This window comes from Streptococcus sp. NSJ-72, from assembly GCF_014334035.1.
In the GTDB taxonomy this organism is placed as follows: domain Bacteria; phylum Bacillota; class Bacilli; order Lactobacillales; family Streptococcaceae; genus Streptococcus; species Streptococcus constellatus.
In genome coordinates this window covers 1,817,872-1,834,561 of record NZ_CP060489.1, presented here as the reverse complement: position 1 = coordinate 1,834,561, position 16,690 = coordinate 1,817,872, and the positions used below count along the sequence as shown (strand labels likewise).

Sequence of the window (16,690 nt, the reverse complement as noted above, 5' to 3'; positions counted from 1 at the left end):
AAATAAATTGGCTAAAAAATCAATGATTGCTAAGAACAAACGCTCAGCGAAGTTCTCTACGCAAGCTTACACTCGTTGCGAACGTTGTGGTCGTCCACATTCTGTTTACCGCAAATTTAAACTTTGCCGTGTTTGCTTCCGTGAATTAGCATACAAAGGACAAATTCCAGGCGTTACCAAAGCATCTTGGTAATATTATGATGTGAGAGCGTTAAGAGAACGCAGTAAAAATAGGAAGTTTGATGCAGGAGCGATGCTCCAAAGCAAATTGGTCTTTTTTGCCAAAGCTGTCGCGCTCTCTGTATCATGTATTAACTAGCAAGTGAAAGCTTCAAACTACTAGTAAGAGGAGAAAATAAAAATGGTTATGACTGACCCAATTGCAGACTTTTTAACACGTATTCGTAATGCGAACCAAGCAAAACACGAAGTGTTGGAAGTACCTGCTTCAAACATTAAAAAAGGAATTGCTGAAATTCTTAAACGCGAAGGTTTTGTGAAAAACGTTGAGTACATTGAAGATGACAAACAAGGTGTTATTCGTGTATTCTTGAAATACGATCAAAACGGTGGAAAAGTAATCACTGGTTTGAAACGTATTTCAACTCCAGGGCTTCGTGTTTATAAAAAACGTGAAGATCTTCCAAAAGTTTTAAATGGACTTGGAATTGCAATCATTTCAACATCTGAAGGCTTGTTGACCGATAAGGAAGCACGTCAAAAGAATGTTGGTGGGGAAGTAATCGCCTACGTTTGGTAAAATTAAGATACAAAGCTCGTAAAGAACAAAGCAAAATTAGGAAGTTGGAGCAGTTTGTTTACAAAACAGCCAACTTATCTATTTTGCACAGTTCTTAGAGCGTGTTCAATTTAGCTATTGAACACAATAAGTATCTTTAACCCCGTGAAAACTAGTCGCTTTGCGGCTTGATAATCTAACAGGAGAAAAATAACATGTCACGTATTGGTAATAAAGTTATTCCATTGCCTGCTGGTGTTGAATTGACCAACAAGGACAACGTAGTAACTGTAAAAGGACCTAAAGGAGAACTCACTCGTACGTTCTCAAAAGATATTGAAATCCGTGTGGAAGGAACAGAATTAACACTTCACCGTCCAAACGATACAAAAGAAATGAAAACAATTCACGGAACAACTCGTGCCCTTTTGAACAACATGGTTCATGGTGTCTCAGAAGGTTTCAAGAAAGAACTTGAAATGCGTGGGGTTGGTTACCGTGCTCAACTTCAAGGAAAAAAACTTGTGCTTTCAGTTGGTAAATCTCATCCAGATGAAGTAGAAGCTCCTGAAGGTATTGCTTTTGAACTTCCAAATCCAACAACTATTGTTGTGAGTGGAATTTCAAAAGAAGTAGTAGGACAAACTGCTGCTTACATTCGTAGTCTGCGTGCTCCAGAACCATATAAAGGTAAAGGTATCCGCTACGTTGGTGAATTTGTTCGCCGTAAAGAAGGTAAAACAGGTAAATAATGTTAAACGGTTGTTCTTTAACCGAAATAATTATTTCCAACTTTGTGCTTAGGCATACAATAAAATTAAGAGGTGAAAATTGTGATTTCGAAACCAGATAAAAACAAAGTCCGCCAAAAACGCCATCGTCGTGTTCGCGGAAAACTCTCTGGAACTGCTGATCGCCCACGTTTGAACGTTTTCCGTTCTAATACAGGCATCTACGCTCAAGTAATTGATGACGTAGCGGGTGTAACGCTCGCAAGCGCTTCAACTCTTGACAAAGAAGTTTCAAAAGGAACTAAGACTGAACAAGCCGTTGTTGTTGGTAAACTCGTTGCTGAACGTGCAGTTGCTAAGGGTATTTCTGAAGTGGTGTTTGACCGCGGTGGATATCTCTATCACGGACGTGTAAAAGCTTTGGCTGATGCAGCTCGTGAAAACGGATTGAAATTCTAATAGGGAGGACACTAGAAAATGGCATTTAAAGACAATGCAGTTGAACTTGAAGAACGCGTAGTTGCGATTAACCGTGTTACTAAAGTTGTTAAAGGTGGACGTCGTCTTCGTTTTGCAGCTCTTGTAGTTGTCGGTGACCGTAATGGTCGTGTAGGCTTCGGTACTGGTAAAGCTCAAGAAGTACCAGAAGCTATTCGCAAGGCAGTTGAAGATGCGAAGAAAAATTTGATTGAAGTACCAATGGTTGGCACAACAATTCCTCACGAAGTTCTTTCAGAATTTGGTGGAGCTAAAGTATTGTTGAAACCAGCTGTAGAAGGTTCTGGAGTTGCTGCTGGCGGCGCTGTTCGTGCCGTTATCGAATTGGCAGGTGTGGCAGATGTAACATCTAAATCGCTTGGTTCTAACACTCCAATCAACATTGTTCGTGCAACTGTTGAAGGTTTGAAACAATTAAAACGCGCTGAAGAAGTTGCTGCCGTTCGTGGTATTTCAGTTTCTGACTTGGCATAAGAAAGGGGATAACATGGCTCAAATTAAAATTACTTTGACTAAGTCTCCAATCGGACGCATCCCGTCACAACGTAAAACTGTTGTAGCGCTTGGACTTGGCAAATTGAACAGCTCAGTTATCAAAGAAGACAATGCTGCCGTTCGTGGTATGATTACAGCTGTTTCTCATTTGGTAACTGTTGAAGAAGTAAAGTAAGCAAAAATTTTTGCTGCAAAACTTTAACTTGAAAATAAATTAGGGGATGGGAGAAATTTCTCAGCCCCTAAAACTAAATATGTGTATAGGCGAGTTTGCAGTAGGGACACCTTTTCCCTGCTGCGAGCGCTAGCATTTTACAAAAGAGGAGAAAATAATAATGAAACTTCATGAATTACAACCTGCTACAGGTTCTCGTAAAGTCCGCAATCGTGTTGGTCGTGGTACTTCATCAGGTAATGGTAAAACTTCTGGCCGCGGTCAAAAAGGTCAAAAAGCTCGTAGTGGTGGAAAAGTTCGTCTTGGCTTTGAAGGTGGACAAACACCATTGTTCCGTCGTATGCCAAAACGTGGTTTCTTAAATATTAATCGTAAAGAATATGCAATTGTTAACCTTGATCAATTGAATGGCTTTGAAGATGGTACAGAAGTAACACCAGTTGTTCTCGTTGAAGCAGGTATTGTAAAAGCTGAAAAATCTGGTGTTAAGATTCTTGGTAATGGTGAATTGACGAAGAAATTGACTGTTAAAGCAGCTAGATTCTCTAAATCAGCCGAAGAAGCTATCACTGCTAAAGGTGGTTCAGTGGAAGTCATCTAAGTGAGGTGACCTATGTTTTTTAAACTATTAAAAGATGCATTAAAAATCAAACAGGTTCGTTCTAAAATTCTCTTTACAATTTTTATTGTATTAGTATTTCGAATTGGTACAACGATCACTGTTCCAGGTGTTAATGCAAAAAGCTTAGAAGCTCTTAATGGGCTTTCCTTTCTAAACATGCTTAGTCTTGTCTCAGGTAATGCATTGCGAAATTTCTCAGTTTTTGCATTGGGAGTCAGTCCATACATTACCGCATCCATTGTTGTACAACTACTCCAAATGGATATTTTACCTAAGTTTGTAGAATGGGGTAAACAAGGTGAAGTTGGACGAAGAAAGTTAAATCAAGCGACGCGCTATATTGCCTTAGTCTTGGCATTTGTTCAATCTATCGGTATTACAGCAGGCTTCCATACCTTATCTAGTGCTAAGTTGGTGGCAACACCTAATTGGCAGACCTATTTGTTAATTGGTTTTCTGTTAACGACGGGTTCTATGATTGTGACTTGGTTAGGGGAACAAATTACAGATAAAGGCTATGGTAACGGTGTTTCTATGATTATCTTTGCAGGTATCGTAGCAGCAATTCCAGGAATGATTAAGAGTATATATGTAGACTACTTTGTCAATGTACCAAGCAGCCGTATTACTTCATCTATCATTTTTGTTACTATTCTGATTATAGCTGTTTTACTCATTGTTTACTTTACAACCTTCGTTCAACAAGCAGAATATAAAATTCCAATCCAGTATACCAAGATAGCTCAAGGGGCACCTTCTAGCTCTTACCTTCCTTTGAAAGTTAACCCAGCAGGTGTTATTCCTGTTATCTTTGCAAGTTCGATTACTGCCGCACCTGCAGCTATTTTCCAATTTTTGACAGCTACAGGTCACAATACACAGTGGGTTCGAGTGGCGCAGTCGTTGTTTGCGACGACGACAGTCAGCGGCATCGCAATGTATGCTCTCTTGATTATTTTGTTTACATTTTTCTATACATTTGTACAAATCAATCCAGAGAAAACTGCGGAAAATTTGCAAAAGAGCGGTGCCTATATTCATGGTGTCCGTCCGGGTAAAGGTACAGAAGAATACATGTCCAAGCTGCTTCGCCGCCTGGCGACAGTTGGTTCACTTTTCTTGGGCTTTATTTCGATTTTACCGATTTTAGCAAAAGATTTGTTTGGATTGACAGATGCTGTTGCTTTAGGTGGTACTAGTTTGCTGATTATTATTGCAACTGGTATTGAAGGGATGAAACAACTTGAAGGTTATCTTCTAAAGAGAAAATATACTGGCTTTATGAATACAACAGAATAGAATAAAGTAAAGAAAGATACTTTAACTTGAAAAGCAATTTGCGTTAAATAACGAACGCAATGGTTGATGATGAAAATGAGCTTTTGTTTTCATCTCAAATCAACTATGTTGCGGGGTGGGAGAGCAAATCGAAAATCATAGATTTTCTGAAGTCTGTCCCACTCTTTCTATTTTGTTTTTAAATAAGTTTATGAAATGCTGTTAATTAATAGATTTGTTTAAAAACAAAAAAGGAGAAGGATTATGAATCTTTTGATTATGGGCTTGCCAGGCGCAGGCAAGGGAACACAAGCAGCCAAAATCGTTGAGAAATTTGGTGTTGCACATATTTCAACGGGAGACATGTTTCGTGCAGCTATGGCAAACCAAACTGAAATGGGTGTACTTGCTAAATCATACATTGACAAAGGCGAATTAGTACCTGATGAAGTGACCAATGGAATTGTCAAAGAACGACTATCACAAGATGATATTAAAGAAAAAGGCTTTTTGTTAGACGGTTACCCACGCACCATTGAGCAAGCTCATGCGTTGGATGAGATATTAACTGCCCTTGGTCTTGTTTTGGATGGGGTTGTCAATATTGAAGTAGATCCGAATAGTCTACTAGAGCGCTTGAGTGGACGGATTATTCATAAAAAAACGGGAGAAACTTTCCATAAAGTATTTAATCCACCAGCAGATTATAATGAAGAAGATTATTACCAACGTGAAGATGACAAACCTGAAACAGTGAAACGTCGTTTGGATGTCAACATTGCACAAGGTCAGCCGATTATTGATCATTATCGCGCTCAAGGTTTGGTTCACGATATTCAAGGTAACCAAGAAATTGATGCAGTCTTTGCTGACATCGAAAAAGTCTTGATGAATTTGAAATAAAAGCGTTTTTCAAGCTTGCAATATTTGACAAGTAGTGATACAATGAATTAGTCTGACTTATAATTGTTACCTCTGTGTCCAGAGGAACGAATCGAAATTTAGGGAGGTGCTTTTGCGTGGCAAAAGACGATGTGATTGAAGTTGAAGGCAAGGTTGTTGATACCATGCCAAATGCAATGTTTACGGTTGAACTTGAAAATGGACATCAGATTTTGGCAACAGTTTCTGGTAAAATTCGTAAAAATTATATTCGTATTTTAGCGGGAGACCGTGTTACTGTCGAGATGAGTCCATATGATTTGACACGTGGACGGATCACCTACCGCTTTAAATAATCGAAATACTTGGAGGGATAAAAAATGAAAGTAAGACCATCGGTCAAACCAATTTGCGAATACTGTAAAGTTATTCGTCGTAATGGTCGTGTTATGGTAATTTGCCCAGCAAACCCAAAACACAAACAACGTCAAGGATAATAGAAAGGAGAAAAAATGGCTCGTATTGCTGGAGTTGATATTCCAAATGACAAACGTGTAGTTGTTTCACTTACTTATGTATACGGTATCGGTCTTCCAACTTCTAAGAAAATTTTGGCTGCTGCTGGAGTTTCAGAAGATATTCGTGTGAAAGATTTAACATCTGATCAGGAAGATGCTATCCGTCGTGAAGTTGATGCTATCAAAGTTGAAGGTGACCTTCGTCGCGAAGTAAACTTAAACATCAAGCGTTTGATGGAAATCGGTTCATATCGTGGAATCCGTCATCGTCGTGGACTTCCTGTACGTGGACAAAACACTAAGAACAACGCTCGCACTCGTAAAGGGAAAGCTGTTGCGATTGCTGGTAAGAAAAAATAATATAAGGAGGTAAAAAGTCTTGGCTAAACCAACACGTAAACGTCGTGTGAAGAAAAATATCGAATCTGGTATTGCTCATATTCACGCTACATTTAACAACACTATTGTTATGATTACTGATGTGCACGGTAACGCAATTGCTTGGTCATCTGCTGGAGCTCTTGGATTTAAAGGTTCTCGTAAATCTACACCATTTGCTGCCCAAATGGCATCTGAAGCTGCTGCAAAATCTGCACAAGAACACGGTCTTAAATCAGTTGAAGTTACTGTTAAAGGTCCAGGTTCTGGTCGTGAGTCAGCTATTCGTGCTCTTGCTGCCGCTGGTCTTGAAGTAACAGCTATTCGTGATGTGACTCCTGTGCCACACAATGGTGCTCGTCCTCCAAAACGTCGCCGTGTATAATCATAAACCATTACACTGCTTTTCGTTTAAGAGGGAGTAACTAAATGATTGAGTTTGAAAAACCAAATATAACAAAAATTGATGAAAATAAAGACTACGGCATATTTGTAGTAGAACCACTAGAACGTGGTTATGGTACAACGCTTGGGAACTCACTTCGTCGTGTACTTCTTGCATCTCTACCAGGTGCTGCTGTAACATCTATCAATATTGAAGGTGTATTGCACGAATTCGATACAGTTCCAGGTGTCCGTGAAGATGTGATGCAAATCATTCTGAACGTCAAAGGGATTGCTGTAAAATCTTACGTCGAAGACGAAAAGACGATTGAACTGGATGTTGAAGGTCCTGCAGAAATTACTGCCGGTGATATTTTGACAGATAGTGATATTGAAATTGTAAATCCTGATCATTATCTTTTTACAATCGGTGAAGGCGCTAGCTTAAAAGCTATTATGACTGTAAATGCAGGTCGTGGTTATGTGCCGGCTGATGAAAATAAAAAAGATGATGCACCAGTAGGAACGCTTGCGGTAGATTCAATCTATACGCCGGTGAAAAAGGTTAATTACCAAGTTGAACCAGCTCGCGTTGGTAGCAATGATGGTTTTGATAAATTAACTCTTGAAATCATGACAGACGGAACGATTATTCCAGAAGATGCCTTGGGACTTTCTGCGCGTATTTTAACGCAACATTTGGATTTATTCACTAATTTAACTGAAGTGGCAAAATCTACCGATGTAATGAAAGAAACAGAAAAAGTTTCAGATGATCGTGTGTTAGATCGTACAATTGAGGAATTGGATTTATCAGTTCGTTCATACAACTGCTTGAAACGAGCTGGTATCAATACTGTATTTGATTTGACAGAAAAAACTGAACCTGAAATGATGAAAGTAAGAAATCTAGGACGGAAGAGTCTTGAAGAGGTAAAAGTAAAACTTTCTGATCTCGGTCTTGGATTAAAAAACGATAAATAAAGGAGGAAAACATGGCTTACCGTAAACTAGGACGCACTAGCTCACAACGTAAAGCAATGCTTCGCGATTTAACCACTGACTTGATTATCAATGAATCAATCGTGACGACAGAAGCTCGTGCAAAAGAAATCCGTAAAACAGTAGAAAAAATGATTACCTTGGGTAAACGAGGAGACTTGCATGCCCGCCGTCAAGCAGCAGCTTATGTACGTAATGAAATTGCATCAGAAAACTATGATGAAGAAACAGCAAAATATACTTCAACTACTGCCCTTCAAAAACTATTCTCTGATTTAGCACCTCGTTATTCAAAACGTAAAGGAGGATATACTCGTATCCTTAAAACTGAACCACGTCGTGGTGATGCAGCGCCAATGGCTATCATTGAATTAGTATAATTTTTATCAATTTTGTTGAGTGTTATGATGATGGAGTCAAGTTACTCTTAGTCTAGCTCTGGTCTACCGCTAGGATTTTCCTAGCGGGAACACTCATCTTATGATAATCACCGTAGACGCTTGTTTACGAAATTGCTTTTCCTATAAAAGCAATTTCGTAAGCAGGCGTTATTTAAATTTCGTAATCTCTGTGAGGATTCTTCGGCAGAAACAAATTCGTATAGAGGACTGTATAAATTTAAATGGAGAGAATGAATACAATTTTTCGATATAGAGATAACCTCTTCTCTCTCAACGTTCACAATTTATCCCAGAAGTGTAATTGCTTGGGCTAAGGTTGTCAGAAAGGCACAAATAGAAGTCGGAAGAGAAAAGAAGGAAGTCAAATGTTCCTCTCCTTGTTATACTAAAGAAAAAAGGAGGGTTATGAAATGGACTTCAAGGAGTTGTATGACAAAGTGAGAGGGATCGTACTGAAGTGTCGCCGGGAATATTATGTCCACCTGTGGGAGTTAAGTGATTGGGACCAAGAAGGGATGCTGGTCTTATATGAGTTGGTGAGTCGCTTTCCGCAACTGGTAGAGTCAGAAAGTCGTCTCTATGTTTACTATAAGACCAAGTTCCGTAATCACATCAAGGACATCCTGCGTAAACAAGAAAGCCAAAAGCGCAAACTAGACCGTCAAGTCTATGAGGAAGTGAGCGAGATAGGTCACAAGCTCAGCCTGAAAGAACTCTATTTGGATGAATTGGTGATTCTCCGAGACCAACTAAAGAGCTATCAAAAACAGCTAAGTCCAGAGAAACAAGAACAGTATGAGCGCTTACTAGCAGATGAACGGTTTCAAGGACGCCAAGCGATGCTTCGGGAGTTACGGACCTACTTACAAGATTACGATGAAAGAAAAAGCTAGAGGAAAATAAAAAAAGATGAAAAAAAGTATTGACAAGAAGAGGAGGAGGTGATATACTAAGATAGTTGTCGCTTGAGGGCGATAAAGACCTTTGAAAACTGAACAAGACGAACCAATGTGCAGGCGACTGTTGAGAGACAGTCCGTCAAACAAAAGAAAAATAAATCTGTCAGTGACAGAAATGAGTGAGAGCTCAAACTTTATATGAGAGTTTGATCCTGGCTCAGGACGAACGCTGGCGGCGTGCCTAATACATGCAAGTGGAACGCACCGATGAAGCCGTAGCTTGCTACAATTTCATCAGTGAGTCGCGAACGGGTGAGTAACGCGTAGGTAACCTGCCTGGTAGCGGGGGATAACTATTGGAAACGATAGCTAATACCGCATAAGACATTTTACTGCATGGTAAGATGTTAAAAGATGCAAGAGCATCACTACCAGATGGACCTGCGTTGTATTAGCTAGTTGGTGAGGTAACGGCTCACCAAGGCCACGATACATAGCCGACCTGAGAGGGTGATCGGCCACACTGGGACTGAGACACGGCCCAGACTCCTACGGGAGGCAGCAGTAGGGAATCTTCGGCAATGGGGGGAACCCTGACCGAGCAACGCCGCGTGAGTGAAGAAGGTTTTCGGATCGTAAAGCTCTGTTGTTAAGGAAGAACGTGTGTGAGAGTGGAAAGTTCACACAGTGACGGTACTTAACCAGAAAGGGACGGCTAACTACGTGCCAGCAGCCGCGGTAATACGTAGGTCCCGAGCGTTGTCCGGATTTATTGGGCGTAAAGCGAGCGCAGGCGGTTAGATAAGTCTGAAGTGAAAGGCAGTGGCTCAACCATTGTAGGCTTTGGAAACTGTTTAACTTGAGTGCAGAAGGGGAGAGTGGAATTCCATGTGTAGCGGTGAAATGCGTAGATATATGGAGGAACACCGGTGGCGAAAGCGGCTCTCTGGTCTGTAACTGACGCTGAGGCTCGAAAGCGTGGGGAGCGAACAGGATTAGATACCCTGGTAGTCCACGCCGTAAACGATGAGTGCTAGGTGTTAGGTCCTTTCCGGGACTTAGTGCCGCAGCTAACGCATTAAGCACTCCGCCTGGGGAGTACGACCGCAAGGTTGAAACTCAAAGGAATTGACGGGGGCCCGCACAAGCGGTGGAGCATGTGGTTTAATTCGAAGCAACGCGAAGAACCTTACCAGGTCTTGACATCCCGATGCCCGCTCTAGAGATAGAGCTTTACTTCGGTACATCGGTGACAGGTGGTGCATGGTTGTCGTCAGCTCGTGTCGTGAGATGTTGGGTTAAGTCCCGCAACGAGCGCAACCCTTATTGTTAGTTGCCATCATTCAGTTGGGCACTCTAGCGAGACTGCCGGTAATAAACCGGAGGAAGGTGGGGATGACGTCAAATCATCATGCCCCTTATGACCTGGGCTACACACGTGCTACAATGGCTGGTACAACGAGTCGCAAGCCGGTGACGGCAAGCTAATCTCTGAAAGCCAGTCTCAGTTCGGATTGTAGGCTGCAACTCGCCTACATGAAGTCGGAATCGCTAGTAATCGCGGATCAGCACGCCGCGGTGAATACGTTCCCGGGCCTTGTACACACCGCCCGTCACACCACGAGAGTTTGTAACACCCGAAGTCGGTGAGGTAACCGTAAGGAGCCAGCCGCCTAAGGTGGGATAGATGATTGGGGTGAAGTCGTAACAAGGTAGCCGTATCGGAAGGTGCGGCTGGATCACCTCCTTTCTAAGGAAAAATCGGAAGCCATTGAGTTCGTTTTGTTTAGTTTTGAGAGGTCTTGTGGGGCCTTAGCTCAGCTGGGAGAGCGCCTGCTTTGCACGCAGGAGGTCAGCGGTTCGATCCCGCTAGGCTCCATTATCTAGGATGCAAAGAAATGAGATTCTTGTTCAACTAGATAAGATAGGATAGGTGTTCAACGGGTAAAGAAGTTGAACACGAACCTAATTAGCCCATTGAAAATTGAATAACGATATCAAATAGTAACAAGAAAATAAACCGAAACGCTGTGAATATTAATGAGTTTATGACTGAAAGGTCAAAATAAGGTTAAGTTAGTAAGGGCGCACGGTGGATGCCTTGGCACTAGGAGCCGAAGAAGGACGTGACAAACGACGAAATGCCTTGGGGAGCTGTAAGTAAGCGTAGATCCAGGGATGTCCGAATGGGGGAACCCAACAGGTACTACCTGTTACCCATATCTGTTAAGGATATGAGGAGGAAGACGCAGTGAACTGAAACATCTAAGTAGCTGCAGGAAGAGAAAGCAAAAGCGATTGCCTAAGTAGCGGCGAGCGAAAGGGCAGGAGGGCAAACCGAAGAGTTTACTCTTCGGGGTTGTAGGACTGCGAAGTGGACGTAAAGATTATAGAAGAAGACCTTGGGAAAGGTTGCCAGAGAGAGTAAGAGCCTCGTATTTAAAATAGTCTTTATACCTAGCAGGATCCTGAGTACGGCGAGACACGTGGAATCTCGTCGGAATCTGGGAGGACCATCTCCCAACCCTAAATACTCCCTAGTGACCGATAGTGAACCAGTACCGTGAGGGAAAGGTGAAAAGCACCCCGGGAGGGGAGTGAAAGAGAACCTGAAACCGTGTGCCTACAACAAGTTCGAGCCCGTTAATGGGTGAGAGCGTGCCTTTTGTAGAATGAACCGGCGAGTTACGTTATGATGCGAGGTTAAGTTGAAGAGACGGAGCCGTAGGGAAACCGAGTCTGAAAAGGGCGACTTAGTATTATGATGTAGACCCGAAACCATGTGACCTACCCATGAGCAGGTTGAAGGTGCGGTAAAACGCACTGGAGGACCGAACCAGGGCACGTTGAAAAGTGCTTGGATGACTTGTGGGTAGCGGAGAAATTCCAAACGAACTTGGAGATAGCTGGTTCTCTCCGAAATAGCTTTAGGGCTAGCGTCGACATGAAGATTCTTGGAGGTAGAGCACTGTTTGGGTGAGGGGTCCATCCCGGATTACCAATCTCAGATAAACTCCGAATGCCAAAGAATTATGGTCGGCAGTCAGACTGCGAGTGCTAAGATCCGTAGTCGAAAGGGAAACAGCCCAGACCACCAGCTAAGGTCCCCAAATAATTGTTAAGTGGAAAAGGATGTGGGGTTGCACAGACAACTAGGATGTTAGCTTAGAAGCAGCTATTCATTCAAAGAGTGCGTAATAGCTCACTAGTCGAGTGACCCTGCGCCGAAAATGTACCGGGGCTAAAACAATTTACCGAAGCTGTGGATACCTTTATAGGTATGGTAGGAGAGCGTTCTATGTGTGGCGAAGGTGTACCGTGAGGAGCACTGGAACGCATAGAAGTGAGAATGCCGGTATGAGTAGCGCAAGATGGGTGAGAATCCCATCCACCGTAAGACTAAGGTTTCCAGGGGAAGGCTCGTCCGCCCTGGGTTAGTCGGGACCTAAGGAGAGACCGAAAGGTGTATCCGATGGCCAACAGGTAGAGATTCCTGTACTAGAGTATAGAGTGAAGGAGGGACGCAGAAGGCTAACTCAAGCGTGCGAATGGAAGAGCACGTCTAAGCAGTGAGGCGTGGTATGAGTCAAATGCTTATATCTGTAACGTTGAGCTGTGATGGGGAGCGAAGTTTAGTAGCGAAGTGAGTGATGTCACCCTGCCAAGAAAAGCTTCTAGCATTAATCTATATTCTACCCGTACCGCAAACCGACACAGGTAGTCGAGGCGAGTAGCCTCAGGTGAGCGAGAGAACTCTCGTTAAGGAACTCGGCAAAATGACCCCGTAACTTCGGGAGAAGGGGTGCTCAGTTTAACTGAGCCGCAGTGAATAGGCCCAAGCAACTGTTTATCAAAAACACAGCTCTCTGCTAAATCGTAAGATGATGTATAGGGGGTGACGCCTGCCCGGTGCTGGAAGGTTAAGAGGAGTGCTTAGCGGTAACGCGAAGGTATGAATTGAAGCCCCAGTAAACGGCGGCCGTAACTATAACGGTCCTAAGGTAGCGAAATTCCTTGTCGGGTAAGTTCCGACCCGCACGAAAGGCGTAATGATTTGGGCACTGTCTCAACGAGAGACTCGGTGAAATTTTAGTACCTGTGAAGATGCAGGTTACCCGCGACAGGACGGAAAGACCCCATGGAGCTTTACTGCAGTTTGATATTGAGTGTCTGTACCACATGTACAGGATAGGTAGGAGCCAATGAGATCGGGACGCCAGTTTCGATGGAGGCGATGTTGGGATACTACCCTTGTGTTATGGCCACTCTAACCCGGTAGGTTGATCATCTACGGAGACAGTGTCTGACGGGCAGTTTGACTGGGGCGGTCGCCTCCTAAAGAGTAACGGAGGCGCCCAAAGGTTCCCTCAGATTGGTTGGAAATCAATCGTAGAGTGTAAAGGTAGAAGGGAGCTTGACTGCGAGAGCTACAACTCGAGCAGGGACGAAAGTCGGGCTTAGTGATCCGGTGGTACCGTATGGAAGGGCCATCGCTCAACGGATAAAAGCTACCCTGGGGATAACAGGCTTATCTCCCCCAAGAGTTCACATCGACGGGGAGGTTTGGCACCTCGATGTCGGCTCGTCGCATCCTGGGGCTGTAGTCGGTCCCAAGGGTTGGGCTGTTCGCCCATTAAAGCGGCACGCGAGCTGGGTTCAGAACGTCGTGAGACAGTTCGGTCCCTATCCGTCGCGGGCGAAGGAAATTTGAGAGGATCTGCTCCTAGTACGAGAGGACCAGAGTGGACTTACCGCTGGTGTACCAGTTGTTCTGCCAAGAGCATCGCTGGGTAGCTATGTAGGGAAGGGATAAACGCTGAAAGCATCTAAGTGTGAAACCCACCTCAAGATGAGATTTCCCATGATTTTATATCAGTAAGAGCCCTGAGAGAAGATCAGGTAGATAGGTTAGGAGTGGAAGTTGTGTGAGCAATGGAGCGGACTAATACTAATAGCTCGAGGACTTATCCTAGATTAGTTACTAAGGGTGAAAAATCCCCTTGAGAAATAGGAAATGGGAGTAGTGTTCAATGATCACCAGACCATTTATCTTTTTTCCAAGGATTTAGCCCGAGTACAATTTTATTGAGAGCACAGAATGTTTAGTTTATGCTTGAAACGATTTGAGAGCGTTATTCAATTTTGAGTGGACGAAATATCCAGTGGATGTTTTGGCTTGGGAGATAGAGGAAGCGAAACTTTTGACCGAGTCCATTCATATAGTTAAGTGACGATAGCCTAGGAGATACACCTGTACCCATGCCGAACACAGCAGTTAAGCCCTAGAACGCCGGAAGTAGTTGGGGGTTGCCCCCTGTGAGATAAGGTAGTCGCTTAGCAAAGGGGAGTTTAGCTTAGTTGAAATGGAGAGGGAATCGACATTTCAATCGGTGGATAAGAGAAACGAAGTTTCTCACCGTTGGCTGAGCTAAACTCCATTCCAAGGGAGTTTAGCTCAGCTGGGAGAGCATCTGCCTTACAAGCAGAGGGTCAGCGGTTCGATCCCGTTAACTCCCATCATTCTAGAAAGAATAGGTCCCGTAGTGTAGCGGTTATCACGTCGCCCTGTCACGGCGAAGATCGCGGGTTCGATTCCCGTCGGGACCGTTTTAGTGTATAGAGATACATTAGAGAGACTCGTTAGCTCAGTTGGTAGAGCATTTGACTTTTAATCAAAGGGTCACTGGTTCGAGCCCAGTACGGGTCATAGTCACAGGCGGGTGTGGCGGAATTGGCAGACGCACCAGATTTAGGATCTGGCGCTTAACGGCGTGGGGGTTCAAGTCCCTTCACCCGCATAGAAGATAAGCCGGCTTAGCTCAGTTGGTAGAGCATCTGATTTGTAATCAGAGGGTCGCGTGTTCAAGTCATGTAGCCGGCATAAGAAGAAAAGGATGCGAACGTAGTTCAGTGGTAGAACATCACCTTGCCAAGGTGGGGGTCGCGGGTTCGAACCCCGTCGTTCGCTTGAGGGAGCCGGGGTGGCGGAACTGGCAGACGCACAGGACTTAAAATCCTGCGATTGGAAGCAATCGTACCGGTTCGATTCCGGTCCTCGGCATAGGAAAGAGCACCCTTAGCTCAACTGGATAGAGTACCTGACTACGAATCAGGCGGTTAGAGGTTCGACTCCTCTAGGGTGCATAAAAAGGTTTGACTTTTTTAATATTTTTGGTATAATGAATATATATTCAATAGTTAGAGCACCCTTAGCTCAACTGGATAGAGTACCTGACTACGAATCAGGCGGTTAGAGGTTCGACTCCTCTAGGGTGCATAGGGAAGAAGTTTGAGGGCTTCGGTTTTTCTACCTATACGGGAAGTAGCTCAGCTTGGTAGAGTACTTGGTTTGGGACCAAGGTGTCGCAGGTTCGAATCCTGTCTTCCCGATATTTTATTCGATATTAGCTTAAATAAATGTTAGTTTTTAACATCTGGAGAGAATAAGTTTATTCTCTCCTTTTTTCGACTTAATATAAATTGTAGTATTGAAAGCGGGAGAAGTATTTTGCTTTTCTATTTTATATGTAAATGCTACTGGCTTATTTATTATCAACTTCTTGAATCATATGTTACATTCTGGAGAGGTGTGAAATTTTATAAATATTAGGTTAGAAATTATTATGTTTTGCTGGTAATGTTATCTTCTAATATTTGATATTTGTATCAACTTTGAATTGGAATGGCATTTCTTGTAAAAATAGTTATTTTATATTTAGTCATTTGCTAAGATGGGCGAATAACTATAGATAGTATTTATTAATGTGATAAAAAAATAGATATGGATAAGAAATTTAATTTGTGTTATGATAGAAGTGTGATGAAGGAGAGAAGATGTATAATAATTTACTTGTACTACAATCAGATTTCGGTTTGGTAGATGGGGCTGTATCGGCGATGGTCGGTGTGGCGTTAGAAGAATCTCCAACTTTAAAAATACATCATTTGACCCATGATATTACGCCTTACAATATTTTTGAGGGAAGTTATCGTTTGTTTCAAACGGTGAATTATTGGCCGGAGGGAACAACTTTTGTATCAGTTGTGGATCCGGGTGTTGGCTCTAAGCGCAAAAGTGTGGTTGCCAAAACTGTACAAAATCAGTATATTGTCACGCCAAATAATGGGACACTTTCTTTTATCAAGAAACATGTGGGAATTGTTGCGATTCGTGAGATTTCGGAGGTGGAAAACCGACGAAAAAATACGGAGCATTCTTATACGTTTCATGGTCGGGATGTTTATGCTTATACAGGGGCAAAACTAGCTAGTGGACATATTACTTTTGAGGAGGTAGGACCTGAACTAGATACTGAGGATATCGTGGAAATTCCTGTTGTGGAAACAACAATTGGGAATGATTTTGTTAGTGGGGCTATTGATATTTTAGATGTTCGTTTTGGGTCACTGTGGACTTCTATTAGGCGTGAGGAATTTTATACTCTAAGTCCTGAATTTGGTGATCGGTTTGAGGTCACGATTTACAATAATGATATGCTGGTCTATCAGAATCAGGTGACTTATGGGAAATCTTTTGCGGATGTCCGGATTGGTCAGCCAATTTTGTATATCAATTCTCTTTATCGTGTTGGTCTGGCTATCAATCAAGGTTCTTTTGCAAAGGCCTATAATGTAGGAGTCGGAGCGCAATGGAGTATTGAAATCAAACGGATTGAAAAATAATAAAG

General features: G+C 42.9%; 17 protein-coding genes, 11 tRNA genes and 3 rRNA genes. All 31 read left to right on the top strand.

Annotated elements, in window-relative coordinates; translation table 11 throughout:
- Positions 1-7 precede the first annotated feature (7 nt).
- The 31 genes from H8787_RS09000 (at position 8) to H8787_RS08850 (ending at position 16,685) form a co-directional block, all read left to right on the top strand.
- On the top strand, positions 8-193 hold the full coding sequence (locus H8787_RS09000) for a type Z 30S ribosomal protein S14 (RefSeq protein WP_006270514.1): 186 nt from the start codon (positions 8-10) through the stop codon (positions 191-193).
- 168 nt (positions 194-361) lie between these two features.
- On the top strand, positions 362-760 hold the full coding sequence (gene rpsH / locus H8787_RS08995; protein WP_003071323.1) for a 30S ribosomal protein S8: 399 nt from the start codon (positions 362-364) through the stop codon (positions 758-760).
- A gap of 194 nt (positions 761-954) precedes the next feature.
- Positions 955-1,491, top strand: coding sequence for a 50S ribosomal protein L6 (gene rplF, locus H8787_RS08990; protein WP_020998084.1), 537 nt, complete (start codon positions 955-957; stop codon positions 1,489-1,491).
- 81 nt (positions 1,492-1,572) lie between these two features.
- Entirely contained in the window at positions 1,573-1,929 is a 357-nt protein-coding gene (rplR, locus tag H8787_RS08985; RefSeq protein ID WP_003040651.1) for a 50S ribosomal protein L18, read from the top strand.
- An 18-nt stretch (positions 1,930-1,947) separates the two neighbouring features.
- On the top strand, positions 1,948-2,442 hold the full coding sequence (gene rpsE, locus H8787_RS08980; RefSeq protein ID WP_187327894.1) for a 30S ribosomal protein S5: 495 nt from the start codon (positions 1,948-1,950) through the stop codon (positions 2,440-2,442).
- Between the two features lie 13 nt (positions 2,443-2,455).
- Positions 2,456-2,638 carry a 50S ribosomal protein L30 gene (gene rpmD / locus H8787_RS08975; protein WP_003029471.1) on the top strand — a complete coding sequence of 61 codons (183 nt, stop codon included), beginning with the start codon at positions 2,456-2,458 and terminating at the stop codon, positions 2,636-2,638.
- 160 nt (positions 2,639-2,798) lie between these two features.
- Positions 2,799-3,239: a 50S ribosomal protein L15 gene (gene rplO / locus H8787_RS08970; protein ID WP_003071320.1), complete on the top strand. Its 441-nt coding sequence runs from the start codon at positions 2,799-2,801 to the stop codon at positions 3,237-3,239.
- Between the two features lie 12 nt (positions 3,240-3,251).
- Complete coding sequence (secY, locus tag H8787_RS08965; protein WP_003071319.1) at positions 3,252-4,559, top strand: preprotein translocase subunit SecY; 1,308 nt, start codon at positions 3,252-3,254, stop codon at positions 4,557-4,559.
- Positions 4,560-4,802: 243 nt separating this feature from the next.
- Positions 4,803-5,441: an adenylate kinase gene (locus H8787_RS08960; protein WP_003071318.1), complete on the top strand. Its 639-nt coding sequence runs from the start codon at positions 4,803-4,805 to the stop codon at positions 5,439-5,441.
- Positions 5,442-5,557: 116 nt separating this feature from the next.
- Positions 5,558-5,776, top strand: a complete 219-nt coding sequence (infA, locus tag H8787_RS08955) for a translation initiation factor IF-1 (protein ID WP_001029883.1) — start codon at positions 5,558-5,560, stop codon at positions 5,774-5,776.
- 24 nt (positions 5,777-5,800) lie between these two features.
- A complete protein-coding gene (rpmJ, locus tag H8787_RS08950) occupies positions 5,801-5,917 on the top strand; it encodes a 50S ribosomal protein L36 (protein WP_001808836.1) in 117 nt (38 codons plus the stop codon).
- A gap of 15 nt (positions 5,918-5,932) precedes the next feature.
- On the top strand, positions 5,933-6,298 hold the full coding sequence (rpsM, locus tag H8787_RS08945) for a 30S ribosomal protein S13 (protein ID WP_002262317.1): 366 nt from the start codon (positions 5,933-5,935) through the stop codon (positions 6,296-6,298).
- A gap of 19 nt (positions 6,299-6,317) precedes the next feature.
- Positions 6,318-6,701: a 30S ribosomal protein S11 gene (gene rpsK / locus H8787_RS08940; protein ID WP_001118385.1), complete on the top strand. Its 384-nt coding sequence runs from the start codon at positions 6,318-6,320 to the stop codon at positions 6,699-6,701.
- 44 nt (positions 6,702-6,745) lie between these two features.
- Entirely contained in the window at positions 6,746-7,684 is a 939-nt protein-coding gene (locus H8787_RS08935) for a DNA-directed RNA polymerase subunit alpha (protein WP_003071316.1), read from the top strand.
- 11 nt (positions 7,685-7,695) lie between these two features.
- Positions 7,696-8,082 carry a 50S ribosomal protein L17 gene (gene rplQ / locus H8787_RS08930; protein WP_187327893.1) on the top strand — a complete coding sequence of 129 codons (387 nt, stop codon included), beginning with the start codon at positions 7,696-7,698 and terminating at the stop codon, positions 8,080-8,082.
- A 431-nt stretch (positions 8,083-8,513) separates the two neighbouring features.
- Positions 8,514-8,996, top strand: coding sequence for a sigma-70 family RNA polymerase sigma factor (locus H8787_RS08925; RefSeq protein WP_187327892.1), 483 nt, complete (start codon positions 8,514-8,516; stop codon positions 8,994-8,996).
- A 200-nt stretch (positions 8,997-9,196) separates the two neighbouring features.
- A 16S ribosomal RNA gene (locus tag H8787_RS08920) occupies positions 9,197-10,752 on the top strand.
- 56 nt (positions 10,753-10,808) lie between these two features.
- Positions 10,809-10,881 (top strand) — tRNA-Ala (locus H8787_RS08915).
- Between the two features lie 190 nt (positions 10,882-11,071).
- Positions 11,072-13,974, top strand: a 23S ribosomal RNA gene (locus H8787_RS08910).
- Positions 13,975-14,225: 251 nt separating this feature from the next.
- A 5S ribosomal RNA gene (gene rrf, locus H8787_RS08905) occupies positions 14,226-14,341 on the top strand.
- The 16S, 23S and 5S rRNA genes sit together here with 11 tRNA genes alongside, the layout of an rRNA operon.
- A 105-nt stretch (positions 14,342-14,446) precedes the next feature.
- A tRNA-Val gene (locus tag H8787_RS08900) sits at positions 14,447-14,519 on the top strand.
- Positions 14,520-14,536: 17 nt separating this feature from the next.
- Positions 14,537-14,609, top strand: a tRNA-Asp gene (locus H8787_RS08895).
- A gap of 27 nt (positions 14,610-14,636) precedes the next feature.
- Positions 14,637-14,709 (top strand) — tRNA-Lys (locus H8787_RS08890).
- A 9-nt stretch (positions 14,710-14,718) separates the two neighbouring features.
- Positions 14,719-14,800, top strand: a tRNA-Leu gene (locus H8787_RS08885).
- 10 nt (positions 14,801-14,810) lie between these two features.
- Positions 14,811-14,883, top strand: a tRNA-Thr gene (locus tag H8787_RS08880).
- A 15-nt stretch (positions 14,884-14,898) separates the two neighbouring features.
- Positions 14,899-14,970 (top strand) — tRNA-Gly (locus H8787_RS08875).
- 7 nt (positions 14,971-14,977) lie between these two features.
- A tRNA-Leu gene (locus tag H8787_RS08870) sits at positions 14,978-15,063 on the top strand.
- A 9-nt stretch (positions 15,064-15,072) separates the two neighbouring features.
- Positions 15,073-15,146, top strand: a tRNA-Arg gene (locus H8787_RS08865).
- Positions 15,147-15,205: 59 nt separating this feature from the next.
- Positions 15,206-15,279, top strand: a tRNA-Arg gene (locus tag H8787_RS08860).
- Positions 15,280-15,318: 39 nt separating this feature from the next.
- Positions 15,319-15,392, top strand: a tRNA-Pro gene (locus H8787_RS08855).
- A gap of 444 nt (positions 15,393-15,836) precedes the next feature.
- Positions 15,837-16,685, top strand: coding sequence for an S-adenosyl-l-methionine hydroxide adenosyltransferase family protein (locus H8787_RS08850; protein ID WP_070669051.1), 849 nt, complete (start codon positions 15,837-15,839; stop codon positions 16,683-16,685).
- Positions 16,686-16,690 lie beyond the last annotated feature (5 nt).